The 16,834-nt window shown below is 64.6% G+C and carries 10 protein-coding genes and 2 rRNA genes (1 of these 12 running past the window's edge); 3 read left to right on the top strand and 9 right to left on the bottom strand.

Translation table 11 applies throughout. From position 1 onward, the window contains the following. Positions 1 to 89 precede the first annotated feature (89 nt). A complete protein-coding gene (locus C3Y92_RS18920; RefSeq protein WP_129355260.1) occupies positions 90 to 1,841 on the top strand; it encodes a [Fe-Fe] hydrogenase large subunit C-terminal domain-containing protein in 1,752 nt (583 codons plus the stop codon). After that, a complete protein-coding gene (locus C3Y92_RS18925) occupies positions 1,838 to 3,016 on the top strand; it encodes a SpoIIE family protein phosphatase (RefSeq protein WP_129355262.1) in 1,179 nt (392 codons plus the stop codon). The genes C3Y92_RS18920 and C3Y92_RS18925 overlap by 4 nt, the downstream gene beginning before the upstream one ends. A gap of 221 nt (positions 3,017 to 3,237) precedes the next feature. Here C3Y92_RS18925 and C3Y92_RS18930 read toward each other — a convergent pair whose 3' ends face one another. After that, complete coding sequence (locus C3Y92_RS18930; RefSeq protein WP_235669542.1) at positions 3,238 to 3,579, bottom strand: tetratricopeptide repeat protein; 342 nt, start codon at positions 3,577 to 3,579, stop codon at positions 3,238 to 3,240. A gap of 247 nt (positions 3,580 to 3,826) precedes the next feature. After that, positions 3,827 to 4,270, bottom strand: a complete 444-nt coding sequence (locus C3Y92_RS18935; protein WP_129355266.1) for a flavodoxin — start codon at positions 4,268 to 4,270, stop codon at positions 3,827 to 3,829. A 161-nt stretch (positions 4,271 to 4,431) separates the two neighbouring features. Here C3Y92_RS18935 and C3Y92_RS18940 point away from each other — a divergent pair, with 161 nt between their 5' ends. Next, the gene (locus C3Y92_RS18940; RefSeq protein WP_129355268.1) at positions 4,432 to 4,956 is read left to right on the top strand and encodes a class IV adenylate cyclase; all 525 of its coding nucleotides are present in this window, start codon (positions 4,432 to 4,434) and stop codon (positions 4,954 to 4,956) included. Positions 4,957 to 5,051: 95 nt separating this feature from the next. Here C3Y92_RS18940 and C3Y92_RS18945 read toward each other — a convergent pair whose 3' ends face one another. From C3Y92_RS18945 to C3Y92_RS18975, 7 genes are all read right to left on the bottom strand, one after another. Beyond that, the gene (locus C3Y92_RS18945) at positions 5,052 to 6,875 is read right to left on the bottom strand and encodes an ABC-F family ATP-binding cassette domain-containing protein (RefSeq protein WP_129355270.1); all 1,824 of its coding nucleotides are present in this window, start codon (positions 6,873 to 6,875) and stop codon (positions 5,052 to 5,054) included. 116 nt (positions 6,876 to 6,991) lie between these two features. After that, the gene (locus C3Y92_RS18950) at positions 6,992 to 8,620 is read right to left on the bottom strand and encodes a GGDEF domain-containing protein (RefSeq protein ID WP_235669543.1); all 1,629 of its coding nucleotides are present in this window, start codon (positions 8,618 to 8,620) and stop codon (positions 6,992 to 6,994) included. Positions 8,621 to 8,714: 94 nt separating this feature from the next. Beyond that, the gene (locus tag C3Y92_RS18955; protein WP_129355274.1) at positions 8,715 to 9,977 is read right to left on the bottom strand and encodes a branched-chain amino acid ABC transporter substrate-binding protein; all 1,263 of its coding nucleotides are present in this window, start codon (positions 9,975 to 9,977) and stop codon (positions 8,715 to 8,717) included. 83 nt (positions 9,978 to 10,060) lie between these two features. Beyond that, entirely contained in the window at positions 10,061 to 13,117 is a 3,057-nt protein-coding gene (locus C3Y92_RS18960; RefSeq protein ID WP_129355276.1) for a PAS domain S-box protein, read from the bottom strand. A gap of 254 nt (positions 13,118 to 13,371) precedes the next feature. Next, on the bottom strand, positions 13,372 to 14,289 hold the full coding sequence (locus C3Y92_RS18965) for a hypothetical protein (RefSeq protein WP_129355278.1): 918 nt from the start codon (positions 14,287 to 14,289) through the stop codon (positions 13,372 to 13,374). A 259-nt stretch (positions 14,290 to 14,548) separates the two neighbouring features. Then, positions 14,549 to 14,663: ribosomal RNA gene (gene rrf / locus C3Y92_RS18970) — 5S ribosomal RNA — on the bottom strand. 43 nt (positions 14,664 to 14,706) lie between these two features. Further along, positions 14,707 to 16,834, bottom strand: a 23S ribosomal RNA gene (locus C3Y92_RS18975) (it continues 795 nt past the right edge of the window).

Consider the following 16,834-nt stretch of genomic DNA (forward strand, 5'->3'; position numbering starts at 1 on the left):
CCCGCCCGCGCCGACGCCCCGCCGCCTTGCGATCCCGCCCGTCCGGGCGTACCCAGGACGCAACCCCAGGCCCCTACGACGGAGACGGCATGCATTCCCATTATCCGATTTATACCATCGAAGCCGAGTGCCAGGACTGCTACCGCTGCCTGCGCCAATGTCCGGTCAAGGCCATCCAGGTCGAAAACGGCCGGGCCACCGTGGTGCCGGAGCTGTGCATCGCCTGCGGCCAGTGCGTGGCCGCCTGCCCGTCCCAGGCCAAGCAGGTGCGCAGCGACCTTTTCGGCGTTTACAAACTCTTGCGCTCGGACAAGCTGGCCTACGTCTCCCTGGCCCCGTCCTGGGTGACGGAATTTCCCGACGTGTCCCCCGAGGCCATGATCGCCGCCCTGCGCAAGCTCGGGTTTTCCGGCGTTTCCGAGACAGCCTTGGGAGCCCAGGAAGTCTCGGCCGCCGTGGCCGGCATCCTGGCCCAGGGCGGCCCCAGGCTCCTGTTGTCCACCGCCTGCCCGGCCGCCGTGGACTTCATCCGCGGCTACATGCCCGAGCTTGTGCCCAACCTCACCCCGCTGCTCTCGCCGCTTCTGTCCCACTGCCGGATGCTGCGCCGCAACTACGGCCAGGATATCGGCGTGGTGTTCTTCGGCCCCTGCGTGGCCAAGAAATCCGAGGCCGACAACCATCCGGCCCTGCTCGACGCGGCCATGACGTTCACCGACCTCAAAGCCATGCTGCGCGAGGAGAACATCCGCCCCGAGGACCTCATCCCCGGCCCGGCCGACCGCTTCATGCCCCACCCGGCCAGGGAAGGGGCGCTGTATCCCGTCGAAGGCGGCATGTCCGACACCATCAAGGCCTATGCCGGCAACGACAAGGTCTGTTTCACCACGCTTTCGGGCATCCCCACCATCGAATCGGCCTTGCAGGGCGTCCACAACCACGTGCTGCCCCGCCCGGTCTTTATCGAGATGCTGGCCTGCGTGGGCGGCTGTGTGCGCGGGCCCTGCGTGTCCAGCCGCCGGCCCCGGCTCCTCGACCAGCTCGACGTGTTCGCCCGGGCCGCCCAGCCCGGCGACGATCTGCCCGTGCGCCAGCCGGCCGTGTCCATCACCGAGCGCAAGAACCCCGCGCCGGTGGACCTGCCCGTCTACAGCGAGGACCAGTACACCCGGGTGCTGCGGCTTATCGGCAAATTCACGCCTGAAGACGAGGTCAACTGCGGCGGCTGCGGCCACGAATCCTGCCGGGGGCTGGCCCGGGCCATGCTCGAAGGCCTGGCCGAACCATCGATGTGCGTGCATTTTCTGCGAAAGCGGGCCACCAGAAAGGCCAACGCCCTGCTGCGCTGCATCCCGGCCGGCGTGGTCATCGCCAACAACAAGCTGCAGATCATCGAGTGCAACGAACACTTCGCCCGGCTGTTCGGCGAGGAGACGGTCATGGCCTACGAGGCCAGCCCCGGCATGGAGGGGGCGGCCCTGGATAAGATCGTGCCGTTTATCAGCCTGTTTCGCCGGTCGCTGGAGACCGAGACCGACATCCACCGCGACGCCCTGCGCTTCGACGACCGCGTTTTCAGCGTCACCATCTTTACCATCGAACCGCGCAACGTCATCGGCGGCATCGTGTTTGACGTCACCGGCTCGGAACTGCGGCGCGACGAGATCGCCAACCGCGCCCGGGAGATCATCCGCAAAAACCTCGAAACCGTGCAGGAAATCGCCTGCCGCCTGGGCGAGAACATGGCCGACACGGAAATCCTGCTGCGCTCCCTGGCCGAAGGCTTCTCCAGCGGGGCCAAGCCCATCGGCGACAAGGACATGCGGGGGCGGCGGCCGTGACCGAGGAAGTCTTTATCGAGGTGGACGCCGCCCAGCGCAACCGGTTCGGCGAGGACATCTGCGGCGACGCCTTCAAGACCCTGCGCGTCCAGGATGAAGGCCGGGTCATTGCCGTGCTCTCCGACGGCCTGGGGCACGGCGTCAAGGCCAGCATCCTGTCGCTCATGACCGCCACCATGGCGCTGAAGTACACGGCCACCGACGCCGACGTGGTGCGTGCCGCCGAAGTCATCATGGACGCCCTGCCCGTGTGCCAGGTGCGCAAGATCAGCTACGCCACCTTCACCGTGGTAGACATCCACCCCGACGGGGCCACCCGCGTCGTGGAGATGGACAATCCGCCGGTGATTCTCCTGCGCGCCGGCAAAGCCCAGCACATGGACTTCGAGGAGGTCTCCTCGCCGCGCTACAATGATCGCCTCATCCGGGTCTACGACCTGAACATGCAGCCCGGCGACCGGCTCATCTTCACCTCCGACGGCATCACCCAGGCCGGCCTTGGCTCGGAGCGCATGCGCCTGGGCTGGCGCATCAAGGGCTGCCGGGAGTTCGTCGAGGAGGTCGTGGCCAAGGACCCGTCCATCTCGGCCCGCAACCTGTCCCAAAAGATCCTGTCCCAGGCCCTGCGCCAGGAACCCTTCCAGCGGGCCTATGACGACATGACCGCCGCCGTCATCTACTTCCGCCGCCCGCGCCGCTCCATCGTGCTCACCGGCCCGCCCTACGCCGCCCATCGCGACAAGGAATTCGCCCAGATGCTGGCCGAATTCCCCGGCCGCAAGATCATCTGCGGCGGCACCACGGCCAACATCGTGGCCCGGGAGCTCGGCCGCACCATCCGCGACAGCCTGCAGGTCGGGGCGGTCAGCGATATCCCGCCGGCCGCCGAGATGGACGACGTGGATCTCGTCACCGAAGGCATCCTCACCCTCACCCGGGTGGCCCGGCTCCTGGAACAGGACGAAGCGCCGCGCGAAAAAAACCCGGCCGTGCAGCTCTACGACATCCTGCTCGACAGCGACTCCATCGAATTCATCGTGGGCGCGCGCATCAACGAAGCCCACCAGGACCCCAACCTGCCCATTGACCTGGAAATCCGCCGCAACATCATCCGGCGCATCTGCAAGGTGCTGGAAGAGAAGTACTTGAAAGAAACGAAGATGAGCGTTTTCTAGGCAGGGTGAGGAAGAGGGGGGATGCCTCCGGCGGCTGGGGCGTAAGGCCCCCAGCCCCCCCATAGGGAGAAAAGGTCAAGAGGTTTTCGGGCGAGTTAGCGCGCGTTAGGCCGGGCAGCACTGGAGACCGTGATCGCCGGCCACAGGCCGCAAAAAAGGGCCGCGTCCCGCCGGAAACCGCCAAGCCAGGCAGGACGCGGCCCCGCGCCGGAAGGGAGATGTTACTCCCCGACGGCGCACGCCCGATCGGGATATGCCCGGGCCGGAAGGGCCTCGGCAAAATGCCCGAGGATCGTCTTATAAAGCTTGCTGCCGCAACCGGCCCGTCCCCGGGCCAGGGTCAGCGCTTTTTCGAATTCTGCCGCCGCCTCGTCATGGCGTCCCGCCTTGTGCAGGGTCAGGGCCAGACGGTAGGAGGCGTTGGCCGTCACCACATCCAGGCCGGCCTCGTTTTCGGCCAGCGTCACCGACTGGCGCAACAGCGTCTCGGCCTGGTCCAGATCGCCGGCGTCCATGGCGTCCATGCCCGCCTCGCGAAGCCGCCGCACCTGGCTCGTCAACATGCATTTTCCGCCTACGCAAGCCATACTGTCGCTCCTTTGCCGCCCGCGAATCAGGCGGCGTATATGGCTTCGCCCCAAAAGGCGGACCAAGCCGGAAAGGCGTCGCTCGTCCGGGCCGCAACCTCGCCCTGCGACAAACTGCCCGTGTTCACTCGACAAGCCCCCTTAACCCCTTTTCCCATGCGGGGGGTCTGGGGGCCTCAGGCCCCCAGCCGCCGGAGGCCTCTTCGCCATTATAATCTTCTTTCTAAGCCGCGCTTTGCAGGACGTCCTTGGCCCAGGACACGGCTTCGGCCTTATCCGGGTCGCCGTCGATTTTGAGCGCCATGCCGATGACCTTGGCCCCGCACTGCTCGGCTTTTTCGGCTATGGCGTCCACGGCTCCGCAAAAGTGCGTGTAGCTGGAGTCGCCGCAACCGAAAACCGCCACCTTGCGCCCGTCGAGCCTGGCTTTTTCCAGCTCATCGTAGATGGGCACGAAGTTTTCCTGCAGCTCGATCTCGTCATCGCCCCAGGTGGAGCAGCCAAACAGCACGAGATCGTAGCCTTCGGCCAGCCCTTCGGCAGTCACGTCGGCCGCGTTTTTGAGATCCACCGCCATGCCTTCGCTTTTCAACGTTTCGGCCACATACTCGGCCACCGACTCGGTATTGCCCGTGGTGGAACCAAAAAGAACCAGCGCTTTACCCATGGCCCTCTCCGTAAGGTTGGCGTTTCCGGCCGCCCGGGGGGGCAGCCGTTTCGTGTTGCCTCGTATTTAATGAAAATGATTTTCAGTGTCAATATCATTATACAGCCCCCTTGAACCGGCAAGGGGCAGCAGGATATTTGTCGCCCAGGGAGGATGGAACCATGGCCCGCAATATGGAAATCAAGGCCCGGCTGGTGGATCGGGCAGTTGTCGAGGCAGCGGCCGCCGCCCTGGCCCACGGGCCGGCGGTGCGGATCCGCCAGGACGACACGTTTTTTCCGTGCGCCGATGGCCGGCTCAAGCTGCGGGAATTCGCCGACGGGCGCGGGGAGCTGATTGTCTACCAGCGCCCGGACGCTTCCGGCCCCAAGGCTTCGCATTACGACATCGCGCCGACGGACGCGCCGGCCGATCTGCGCCGGGTGCTGGAGCAGGCCCTGGGCGCGGCCGGCCGGGTGCGCAAGGAGCGAACCCTCTATTTGATCGGCCGCGCCCGGGTGCATCTCGACCGGGTGGAGGGGCTGGGGGATTTTGTGGAGCTGGAGGTGGTCCTGGCCGAGGGCGAGGCCGAGGCGTCGGGGCTGGCCGAAGCGCGCCGGCTCATGGCCGCCCTTTGCATCGACGAAAGCACCCTCGTCGCCGAAGCCTACGTCGATCTGCTGTCTGCCTCGCCGGACGGCGTTTAACCAACCGCCCCGGCGCGCCCCTTTAGAGCTTCTCCCAGGCAGGGGGGCCGGGGGGCTTAGCTCCCCGGCCGCCGGAGGCATCTTCCCTCCTCCCCCTACGCAATCTTGGCAGCCAGTTCTTCCCAGCGGGCGTAGAGCCGGGCCACTTCGGCCTCGGCGGCCTGGACGGCTTCCAGGCGGCGGGCCAGCTCATGGCCGTCGGAGGCCACGGCCGGGTCGGCCAGGGCGGCGCGGGCCGTTTCGAGGGCTTGTTCGGTTTCGAGGATGGCCGCTTCCATGCCGTCGTATTCGCGTTGTTCCTTGAAGCTGAGTTTCTTGGCCTGTGACGCGGGCTTGGGTTTGGCCTTGGCCGGCCGGTCCTCGCGGGCCTTGGCTTCCCGGGCCTCGGCGCGCTGCCGGGCCAGGAACTCTTCTTCCCACTGGGCGTAGTCGGCAAAGACTTCCACGCCGCCCTGGCCGTCCAGGCCCACGATGGCCGTGGACACCCGGTCGATGAGCGACCGGTCGTGGCTGACGAGCACCACCGCGCCGGGAAAGTCCATCAGGCTGTCCTCCAGCATCTCCAGGGTGGGGATGTCGAGGTCGTTGGTGGGTTCGTCGAGGAGCAGCACGTCGGCCTGGCGCAGCATGAGCCGGGCGATGAGCACCCGGGCCTGTTCGCCGCCGGACAGCAGCCCCACGGGCAGGTCGAGCTGTTCCGGGCGCAGGGCGAAGCGCTTGGCCCAGGTGACCAGATGCACGGGCTGGCCCCGGTAGATGACGCTGTCGGCGTCGGGGGTGAAGGCGCGCCGCAGGGTCTGGTCCTTGTCGAGCTGTTCGCGCTTCTGGTCAAAGGCGACCACGGACAGGCCCGGTGCGGTGGACACCCGGCCGGCGTCGGGCTTGTCCTCGTCGGCCAGCAGCCGCAGCAAGGCGGACTTGCCCGAGCCGTTGGGGCCGACCAGCCCCAGGCGCGTGCCCGGGGAGAGCACGAGGTCGAGGTTGGAAAACAGCTCCCGGCCGCCAAGGCTTCGGGTGAGGTTTTCGGCCACGAGCAGGCGCTTGGTCTGGCGGCCGGTGGCGCTGAAGTCAATGCCGGCCCGCAGGGCGGCCCGGTTGCGGGCCTGGGTGGCGGCCAGATTTTCCTTGAGGACCCCGGCCGCGTCGATGCGGGCCTTGGCCTTGGTGGCCCGGGCCTTGGGGCCGCGCCGCAGCCATTCCACCTCGCGGCGCAGCTTGTTGGCGAGCGACCGCTCCAAGGCGCCCTGGCTTTCCATGAAGGCTTCGCGGGCCTCGACCAGGGCGCTGTAGGGGCCGTCCACGGACAGCACGCCGTCGGGATAGGCGCCGGAGAGCTCCACGGTGCGGGTGCAGACGTTTTCCAGGAAGAACCGGTCGTGGCTGACCACCACGAAGGCGAAGGGCGCGCCGGAGAGAAACTGTTCGAGCCACAGGATGGAGCGCAGGTCCAGGTGGTTGGTGGGCTCGTCCAGAAGCAGCACGTCGGGCTCGCCGGCCAGTCCCCGGGCGATGGACAACCGCTTGCGCCAGCCGCCGGAAAACGACTCGACCAGGGCCGAGGGGTCGGTAAAGCCCATGCGGCCGGCCAGGGCCGCGACCCGGCCGCCGGAAACGGCCTCGGCCCGGCCGAAGGCGGCCTCCACGGCCCGGGACAACACGCCTTCCACGGTGTCTCCGGGTTCGAAAACGTCCTGCTGGGCCACATAGGCCAGGCGCGCCCCCTGGCGCAGGGTGCGCTCGCCGCTGTCGGCCTCGGCCAGACCGGCCATGATTTTGAGCAGCGTGGACTTGCCCGAGCCGTTGGGGCCGACCAGGCCCACGCGCTCCCGCTCGGCCACGGCCATGGAGATGCCGGAAAACAGCTGACGCACGCCAAAGGCCTTGGAAATGCCGCGAAGATTGATGGTGCAAACGCTCATGGCCGCTTTAGGTAGACAATGCCGGGCAGGGCGTCAAACGGCATGACACGGGCTTGGCAATGCCGGAAGGTTGCCGCGCTCGCCGGGCTTGGCGCGGTGGGGGCGGGCCGGTCCGGCTACTGGGTCCGGCTGACGGCGGCGGTGGTCGGGGCCACGATGACCTGATTGCGGCCGCTCTGCTTGGCCCGATACAGGGCCTTGTCGGCCCGGGCCACCAGGGCGGCCGGCCCGGGATCGGCCTCATAGTCGGCCAGGCCGAAGCTGGCGGTGATGCGCCCGACGAGGGGAAAATCGGTGTCCTGGAGTTCCCGGCGCAGGGCCTCGGCCAGAACCCGGGCGTCTTCCACGGTGGTTTCCGGGCACACCAGCAGGAACTCTTCGCCGCCAAAGCGGCCGACCACGTCGGTTTCGCGCACCACGGCCAGCAGGATATCGGCCACGCGCACAAGGACCGCGTCCCCCACGGCATGGCCGAAGGTGTCGTTGACGTCCTTGAAATTGTCGAGATCGATCATGATGACGGAAAAGGGCGTGCCGTAGCGCTGGGCGCGCCGCCATTCGGCGGACAGGACCTGATCGAGGCGGCGGCGATTGCACAGGCTCGTCAGGCGGTCGGTCAGGGACAGGACGGCCAGGGCCTGGTTTTTGGCGTCGAGCTCGCGATTTTTGGCGTCGAGTTCCAGGGTGCGCTGGCGGACTTTGTCTTCCAGGCCGCCGACCAGATCGTGGATGCGGCCGTTCATGTCGGCCAGGGCCCGGGCCAGCAGCCCGATTTCGTCGGAACCGGCCATGTCGATGGCCTCGCCGAAGTGGCCGTCGCGGACGTTGCCGGCGTAGCGGGTGAGTTCCACGATGCGGCTGGTCACGGCCCGATGGAGCAACCGCGCCACCCAGAAAATGCAGCCAAGCCCCAGGAGCGCCGAAAAAAGGACAATGCCGCCGGCCAGTTTCGTGGCCCAGCCGATGCGCGTTTTGGCCCGCTCCACTTCCAAGGCGGTGATGCGGCGCAAGTCCTCGGCAATGGGGTCCACGGCCCGGGCCTGAAGGGCGAAATCGTTGGCGTTGGCGCTCATGGACGTGGCTGTGTCCATGAGCCTGGCGGCGACCTTGTCAAAGGTGTCGCACAGCCGCAGGGCCTCGGTCTTTCGGGCGGTCTCCAGGCCCGGCGTGGCCGCGATGCGCCGGCGCAGGGCCTCGACCTTGTTGACCGCCGTCTGCATGACCGGCCGCTGCCGGGACAGCTGGTACTGCTGGAGGAGGACGCCGATTTCGCGGGCGGGAAAGGCCAGTTCGTCCTGGCCCTCCAGGCAGACGCCGAGCTGGCGCACGGCAGCGCCGATCTGGGTGTCGAGGCCGGTCTCGGGATCGGCCACCAGGATGACCAGTTCATTCTCGCTTAACAGCGTCTGGGAAAAGCGTTTGGCCGTGGACGTGAAAAAGCGCATGTCGATCTTGCGCTTGGCCATGTCGCTGCCGTCGGGCATGGCGGCCATGGCCCGGCGGAGGTTTTCGCTTAAGGCGATGACCCGGGCGGCGGCGGCCAGGGCCGGTTGTCCGTAGCGCTCCTGGGCCTGGGCAAAACCGACGAGAGGCACCTGGAGCAGAAAATCCCGGTACAGCCGGCGGGCGCGTTCAAGCTGGCTTTCCATCTCCAGCACACCGTTTCGCAGCTCCAGGTTGGCCACGATGTCAGCCTCGGCTCCCCGCACCACGGCCAGCCCGACAAAGCCGGCTCCGACGCCCATGAGAAAAATCGCGAACAATAAGGCAAACGACAGCCGCAACTTGGCCGTAATGCCCTGGTTTTCCCACACCCTCCGCAATGAAATGACCATGGCCTTACCGCGGGACGTAGGTGAAGACCACGTTGGCCGTCAGCCCGGCGACGCCTTGGGCGGGATCGTCCATGCGCAGCACATTGAAGCGCGGGGTGGCGCAGTCGCCAAAACCGTCGCAGCGCAGTTTTCCGCCCAGCCCCGGATAGTCGGCGGTGGCGGCCAAGGCGTCTCGCAGGGCCTGGCGGCCGATGACCAGGGAGCCGTCCTTGCCGGCCACGGCCGCCTTGGTTATGGCGGCAAACAGGATGCCGGCGGCGTCAAAGGCGCTGGCGTAGTAGTCCGTGGCCGGCGTGGCCCGATACTTGGCCTGGTACTGGGCGCGCAGGGCGTCCAGGGCCGGCCCGGGGGCCGGCGGGGTGGGGCCGACGAAATACATGCCTTTGGACGCCTCGCCCACGGCCTCGATAAAGCTTTTTTCAATGAGCGCGCCGTCGCTCATGAGCTTGACGCCGACCATCTCGGGCATGGCCCGGGCAGTGAGCAGCACATGGTTGCCCTCGGGCTGGAAGAGCGGGAAAAAGAGCAATTCGGCCTTTGAGGCGGCCACGGCCTCAAGCAGCGGGCGCATGTTGGCGTCGCCCTTGTCCACGGCGGCGAACAGCACGGTGCGGCCGCCCAGACGCTCGAACTCGGCCCGAAACCCCTCGGCCAGCCCCCGGGTGTAGATGTCGCCGTCATGGACCATGGCCGCGGCGCGAACGCCCAGGCCTTCGTAGGCATACCGGGCGGCGGCCGGGCCGGAATGCTCTTCATTGGAAGAGGTGCGGAAATAGCCGGGCTGCCATTTGGGGGCGCGCTTGCCGCCGATGGAGGTGAGGAAGGGGGCGCTGTTGTTGCCGGAGATCATGGACAGGCCGGCCTCGGTCATGACCTGGGCGGCGGCGGCGGCGTCGCCGGAGCAGGTGGTGCCGAAAATCGCCACCACCGAAGGGTCGGAAACGATGCGCAGGGCCGCGTTGGCCCCGCCTTCCTGGCGGCAGCCGGTGTCCTCGATGACCAGTTCCACGGGATGGTCGAGCAGCCGTCCGCCCTTGCGGTCCAGGGCCAGTTCGAGGCCGCGCAGCTGGTCCTGGCCGATGGGCGCGACCTTGCCGGTCAAGGCCTGGATGACACCCAGGCGAATGGCCCCACCGGGCGCGATTTCCACGCAGCCCAGGGGATCAAGGCAGGGTTTGGGCTTGCCGTTGGACAATCCCCACCAGACGCCCGCTCCGGCCAATGCCGCCACCACCAGCGCCGCCCCAAGTCCCAGCCATCGCGCCATGAGCTCCACTCCCCACGCCCGGCCTCCCAGCCGCGCCATGCATTTCCTACTATTTGTCTATACGCTTCATCCGAAAAGACCAATCATTTTTCAGCCGCGCCTGGAGCTGTCCCGCCGCGCTCCCGGTCCGACAGCACTTGGTCGATGACGGCCAGCAGTTCGACGAGTTCCACGGGCTTGGTCACGTAGCCGTCCATGCCCGCGGCCAGGAAGCGTTCCTTGTCCCCCTCCATGGCGTAGGCCGTCATGGCGAGGATAGGCGTTCGCGCCGCTGCAGGTCCGGCCTCGCCGGACCGGATGCGCCGCGTCGCCTCCAGGCCGTCCATGGCCGGCATCTGGACATCCATGAGCACGAGGTCAAACGGCTCCCGGGCGAGCAACGCCAAGGCTTCGCAGCCGTTTTCCGCCGTACGGACGTCATGGCCCTCCCGGCGCAGCATGGCCTCAATGGCCAGGCGGGCCAGAGCCTCGTCCTCGGCCAGCAAGAGGTTGAGGCGTTTGAAAACCGTCGCCCGTGGACGCAGGGGGGCCGGCTGCGGCAACACGTCGGAAGGCAGGCCGAAGGTCAGGCTGAAATGGACGACAGCGCCCTGACCAGGTTCGCTCTCGATGCCGATGGAACCGCCCATGAGACCGACCAGGCGCTTGCAGATGGCCAGGCCCAGGCCAGCGCCCTGATGGTCACGGCGATAGCCCTGAGCGACCTGGGTGAACGGCGCAAAGAGACTGTCGAGCTTGTCCTTGGGAATGCCCACGCCGCTGTCGGCCACCGAAAACAGCACCCGGGGATGGCCGGTCAAGGCATCCGGCTGGGCCACGGCCGTGACGGACACCGTTCCCCTGGCGGTGAACTTCAGCGCATTGCCGAGCAGGTTGGTCAAAATCTGCTGGAACCTCGTGACGTCGCCGACAACGATTTCCGGGACGGCGTCATCGACGGAAACGGTGCAGGTTACGCCCGGCGGATCGCCGGCCGGCAGCAAGAGCTCGCGGACTTCCGCCATGGCCCGGCGCAAATTGAACGGGGCCTGGACAATGGCCATCTTACCGGCTTCGACCCGGGAGATGTCCAGGATGTCGGACAAGAGTCTGGTCAGGCGGCGACTGGCGGCCAGGGCCATGCGGGCCTGGCCGGCCTGTTCCTCGGTCAGCCCCGAGGCGACCATGAGCTGCAGGATAGTCACGATGCCGTTTAACGGCGTGCGGATTTCGTGGCTCATGTTGGCCAGAAACTCGCTTTTGGCCCGGCTGGCGGCCTCGGCCTGATCCTTGGCCGCGGCCAGGAGGGCCGCCCGTTCCTGTTCTTCGGTGATGTCGTGATAGATGGCCATGTGCGTCGATGCGCTTTGGCCGCCAAGCCGACGCCCGGTCATTTCGACCCAACGCGTCCGGCCATCGCCACACACGATCCGGTAGCATTCCCGGCCGAGGTCCAGTTCCGCCCGCAGCCGATCCTCCAAGCGCGGCCGCAGCAAACGGCTATCGTCCGGATGGGCGAGACCCCAGAGTTCTTCGGCCGACAGGGCGTAGGCTTCTTCGGCCGAAAGCCCGAACAACTTGCAAAAAGCGGGATTCACCCACCGCAACCGCAACGGAGAGTCTTCTACCAAAGCAATGGCGTCCAGGGAGTTTTCAAAAAGCGTCCGGTAGCGTTCCTCGCTGTCCCGCAGCGCCTGTTCCACGGCCTTGCGTTCGGTGATGTCGCGGGCCACGGACACGAAGAAGTTTTTGCCCTGGATAGCCACGCCGTTGACGCTGACCTCCACCGGAAACACCGAGCCGTCCTTGCGCCGATAGTGGGACTCAATAACTGTCCTGACCGCCAAGGGATTGTCAAAACTGCTGCGAATGGCCGCCTCGTCCCAGTCAGCCTCGTAGTCCCAGGTCAACATGCCCACCACCGCGTCCTGAGCATAGCCCAACATCTCGGCAAACCGCCGGTTGGCTTCAACGATCCGGTGTCCGCTGTCGATGACCACGATGCCGTCGTTGCTGGAGTCCATGAGCGTTTGCCGCCGGAGGGCCTCCCGAGCCAAGGCGTCGCGGGTCTCCACCAGTTCCAGGCGGTCCTGCTCCAGGTTCTGGGCCATGCGGTCAATGGCCTTGGCCAGCCGGCCGAGAGTTCCCCGGCTTCCGGTCAGGCCCGACCGGGCGGTGAGATCGCCGCCGCCAAGACGTTGGGCCGTCTCGACAATGCGAACCAGAGGGTCGTGGATGCCAAAGCGGCCGACGATCCAGGCCAAGACCGTGGCCAGCACCAAGGACGCCCCGGCCCAGCCCGCCCAGACGGCGGTGACGGCGTCGGCCGCCACAATGGCGGCATGCTCGGGGATGCTCACCAGTATCGAAAGGTAGGGCTTTTCCTGATCGGACAAGGCCACGCTTTGGACGGCGAATATGCGCCGGACGCCATCGGTGGCGACAGCGGAGAAAATCGCCTGGCCATTTCCTGCCCGAATGCGGTCCCAGACGTCACGGGCGATAGGCTTGCCCACGGGAGCCTCCGGGGACGCCGGATGGCGATACAGACGCCGGCCCTCGCGATCGGTCAGCCCGACAAAGGAACCGGCCGGCATCATGGATTGATCGAAGACCGTGGCGATGTCTTGCAACCGGACCGTAACGATGAGCACGCCCGACAGTTCGCCTGATGCACCGTAAACGGGATAGGCAAACGGCAGCACCTGGACGCCGCTGACCTTGCCAACGGCATACTCGCCCACGGAAAAGCGTCCCGTTGCCTTGGCTTGTCGGAATTCGGGCCGCTCGGCCAGGTTTTGTCTGGAAAAGGGCAGGGCCGAGGCTAGAGCCTCGCCATCAGCGTCCATGAGGGCGAAATTGACGCAGTTGGGATTGCCGACCAGGACGTCGCGAAACAGCGCGGTGCAGGCGGGAAGGTTTTTTTCGCGCACCGCCGGTTCGGCGGCCAGCCCGGCCAGGACGGCCTGCAGACGAGCCGTTTCGCTGGCCTGCTGATGGGCGTAATACTGGGCCAGACGCATGGTGGTCTGGCCGATGTGGGCGATCTCATGTTCGCGCCGTTCCCAGCCCGATCCCAGCACCACGCCCAGCACCGGCAGCACGCCGCCAAGGACCACCAGTATCAGGTTCAAACGAATAGAACCCGGCAAGCGCAGCATGGATGGCCCCTTCGGTTCCCTGGTGGCGTAACGGCGGTCTCCGAGACGCTCGGCCCCAAGCACCGGCCCTGGGGGAGCATCCCCAAGGCCCAGAGCCGTCGCCCCGGAGCCAAGACCCTGCCGTGGGCGCGAACACGAGCCGGCGACGCCGGCTTTTGGCGTACGCTCCATGGGTGCGAGGGTCTTTAGAACCTTCTACAGTGTCCAGAGCCTTGGAGCAAGGGTTCCTGTCAGATCGCCGCGCACTTGGCCTGTCAGGGCCGGCCGGCCTTCTCAAATCGCCCCCTGACGTCGGCCAGTTCTTCCGGTTCCAGATACGCCCCCTGTCGATACAGAAACTGGCCGTCGAAATAGGCCTGCGCATAACGCTGAAACGACAGTAAATGCACGCCACGAAGCAGACTGTAAGGCGGATAGGTCACGATGAGCTTGCCGTCTTCCCGATGCCCCACCGCCGCCGCCGCGCAGGGATAATTGTAGATCGGGTCAACGGGCACGAAAAGTTGGTGGGAATACACCACGTAATTGAGCGCCATCTGCTCCGTGACATGCCAGGTGAAGGCATAGCGCTTTTTCTTCCGGTAGCCGCGCTGGATCTCCTTGGCCCACAACGTCCAGACCGGCGAAGCGCGGTGCAGGGCCATAAACCCGCTGTTGAGCACCGGCAGATGGCAAAACCCCTCAGCCACGCCCTCGTCGAAAATCTCGCCATACCACAACCGGGCGGCGTCCACGGCGCTTTTTTGATTACGTGTGAAAGCAAGCCCATAATGATGCTCCGGGCATAAGACGGCCTGCTCCTGATGGCGCAGCGCCAAATCAGCGAACAGCGCCATGCCGTCGCAGGACTGGAACCAGAAGTCCGCGTCGCACCAAAGGTAGATGTCGTAGCCCGGCAGCATATCGCGCAAAAATGGGCGACACAGCTGGGCGTCGGCATAAGGCGGCAAATGTTCTTCCGGCAGAAAAAAGACATGGCGTTTACGGTCAAAACGCACGATTCCGACGCCGTGGGCGGCAAACCAGGCCCTGGCCGCGTCGTCAAGGCCGATATCGACGACGAAGCAATCAAACAGCGACCGCATCCGTTCCTCGATGGACAGCACCAACCCCTTGGCCAGGAAGAAATAGTTGGCGTCAGTGGCAAAGACGAAAGCGCATCTGGTCTGCATGTTCGTGCCGGTTCTCCCTCAAGCGTTTGGCGTATGGCACGCCGAGGCCTCGCACGGCGGCCGCGCACCTCACGTCCTCTTGCCTGCTGCCCGGCAGAAAAGCAAACCTCTACGCTGACCTCGTCCGTATCCCTGGTCGTGGCCCCGACCGCGTCCGCGTACCCTCCAGTGACTGTGACCGTGGTCCCTCCCCCCTTCCCGCCCCCACGACATAAAAAAAGCCCCCGAATCTTTCGATTCGGGGGCTTTTGAAAAGTAGCCCTGGCGGCGACCTACTTTCCCACACAAGAATATGCAGTATCATCGGCGAAGGAGGGCTTAACTTCCGAGTTCGGAATGGGGTCGGGTGTACCCCCTCCTCTATGACCACCAGGACAAATATATAAGTTAAAATAAGGGATGGGATTCGAGTTGGCAAAAATCAAGTCGAACGGACTATTAGTACCGGTCTGCTCAAACATTGCTGCTTTTGCACATCCGGCCTATCAACCATGTAGTCTACATGGATCCTTCAGGGAGAACTCGTCTTGAGGCAGGCTTCCCGCTTAGATGCTTTCAGCGGTTATCCTTTCCGAACATAGCTACCCTGCGATGCCGTTGGCACGACAACAGGTGCACCAGAGGTTCGTTCATCCCGGTCCTCTCGTACTAGGGACAACCCCTCTCAATTCTCCAACGCCCACGGAAGATAGGGACCAAACTGTCTCACGACGTTTTAAACCCAGCTCGCGTACCACTTTAATCGGCGAACAGCCGAACCCTTGGGACCTGCTCCAGCCCCAGGATGTGATGAGCCGACATCGAGGTGCCAAACCGCATCGTCGATATGAACTCTTGGATGCGATCAGCCTGTTATCCCCGGCGTACCTTTTATCCATTGAGCGATGGCCCTTCCATTCGGGACCACCGGATCACTAAGGCCCACTTTCGTGCCTGGTCGAGATGTCTCTCTCGCAGTCAAGCTCCCTTATGCCTTTGCACTCGACGGCTGGTTTCCAATCAGCCTGAGGGAACCTTTGCATGCCTCCGTTACTCTTTGGGAGGCGACCGCCCCAGTCAAACTACCCGCCAGACAATGTCCTCGAACCGGCTAACGGTCCGAGTTAGAAGCTTAAACAACCGAGGGTGGTATTTCAAGGATGGCTCCGCCGACGCTGGCGCGCCGGTTTCACAGCCTCCCACCTATCCTACACACGGTTGCCCAAGCTCCAATGTCAAGCTATAGTAAAGGTGCACAGGGTCTTTCCGTCTTTCCGCGGGTAGACGGCATTTTCACCGCCACATCAATTTCACTGAGTCTCTGGTCGAGACAGCGTGGAGATCGTTACGCCATTCGTGCAGGTCGGAACTTACCCGACAAGGAATTTCGCTACCTTAGGACCGTTATAGTTACGGCCGCCGTTTACCGGGGCTTCGGTTTAGAGCTTCGCTTGCGCTGACTCCACCCCTTAACCTTCCGGCACCGGGCAGGCGTCAGTCCGTATACGTCGTCTTACGACTTCGCACAGACCTGTGTTTTTAGTAAACAGTCGCCACCACCGTTTCACTGCGACCCCCCGCGGCTTATGCAGTAAATGCTTCACCATAGGGGGCACCCCTTATCCCGAAGTTACGGGGTCATTTTGCCGAGTTCCTTAACCAGAGTTCTCTCAAGCGCCTTGGGATACTCTCCCCGCCCACCTGAGTTGGTTTGCGGTACGGTCTGCTTGTGCTAAACTTAGAAGCTTTTCTCGGCAGCCTGGGATTAGTCACTTCAGTCGTAAGACACGGCATCACGTCTCGGCCTTGAAGGAGAACGGATTTGCCTGTTCTCCAAGCCTACACGCTTGCACCGGCACTTCCAACAGCCGGCTGACCTACCCTCCTGCGTCCCTCCGTCGCACACACAAACAGGTACAGGAATATTAACCTGTTTTCCATCAGCTACGCCTTTCGGCCTCGCCTTAGGGACCGACTCACCCTGGGAAGATTAACTTTACCCAGGAAACCTTGGGCTTACGGCGAACGGGTTTCACACCCGTTTTATCGTTACTTATGCCAGCATTATCACTTCCCGTTAGTCCAGCAGACTTTACAATCTGCCTTCATCCCGTCCGGGAACGCTCCCCTACCGCCTATCGTTAAGATAGGCCCGAGGCTTCGGTACCATGCTTAGCTCCGTTACATTTTCGGCGCAGGACCACTAGACCAGTGAGCTATTACGCTTTCTTTAAAGGATGGCTGCTTCTAAGCCAACCTCCTGGCTGTCAGAGCGGTCCCACTTCCTTTCCCACTGAGCATGGATTTGGGAACCTTAGCCGTCGATCTGGGCTCTTACCCTCTCGACCCTGGACCTTCGCACCCAGAGTCTGACTCCCAGACAATAAAAGAACGGCATTCGGAGTTTGATAGGGTTTGGTAATCTGGTGAGACCCCTAGCCCTTTCAGTGCTCTACCTCCGTCCTTCCTGCCTGAGGCTATACCTCAATATATTTCGGGGAGAACCAGCTATCACCGAGTTTGATTGGCCTTTCACCCCTATCCACAAGTCATCCCAATGGTTTTC

Origin of the sequence: Solidesulfovibrio carbinolicus, from assembly GCF_004135975.1 — a bacterium.
Lineage (GTDB): Bacteria > Desulfobacterota > Desulfovibrionia > Desulfovibrionales > Desulfovibrionaceae > Solidesulfovibrio > Solidesulfovibrio carbinolicus.

Bases quoted from the DNA above. Each gene is read 5' to 3' on its own strand.
- C3Y92_RS18940 (WP_129355268.1), top strand. From the start codon at position 4,432: ATGGCCCGCAATATGGAAATCAAGGCCCGGCTGGTGGATCGGGCAGTT.
- C3Y92_RS18930 (WP_235669542.1), bottom strand. From the start codon at position 3,579: ATGTTGACGAGCCAGGTGCGGCGGCTTCGCGAGGCGGGCATGGACGCC.
- C3Y92_RS18960 (WP_129355276.1), bottom strand. From the start codon at position 13,117: ATGCTGCGCTTGCCGGGTTCTATTCGTTTGAACCTGATACTGGTGGTC.
- C3Y92_RS18955 (WP_129355274.1), bottom strand. From the start codon at position 9,977: ATGGCGCGATGGCTGGGACTTGGGGCGGCGCTGGTGGTGGCGGCATTG.
- C3Y92_RS18950 (WP_235669543.1), bottom strand. From the start codon at position 8,620: ATGGGCGTCGGAGCCGGCTTTGTCGGGCTGGCCGTGGTGCGGGGAGCC.
- C3Y92_RS18920 (WP_129355260.1), top strand. From the start codon at position 90: ATGCATTCCCATTATCCGATTTATACCATCGAAGCCGAGTGCCAGGAC.
- C3Y92_RS18945 (WP_129355270.1), bottom strand. From the start codon at position 6,875: ATGAGCGTTTGCACCATCAATCTTCGCGGCATTTCCAAGGCCTTTGGC.
- C3Y92_RS18935 (WP_129355266.1), bottom strand. From the start codon at position 4,270: ATGGGTAAAGCGCTGGTTCTTTTTGGTTCCACCACGGGCAATACCGAG.
- C3Y92_RS18965 (WP_129355278.1), bottom strand. From the start codon at position 14,289: ATGCAGACCAGATGCGCTTTCGTCTTTGCCACTGACGCCAACTATTTC.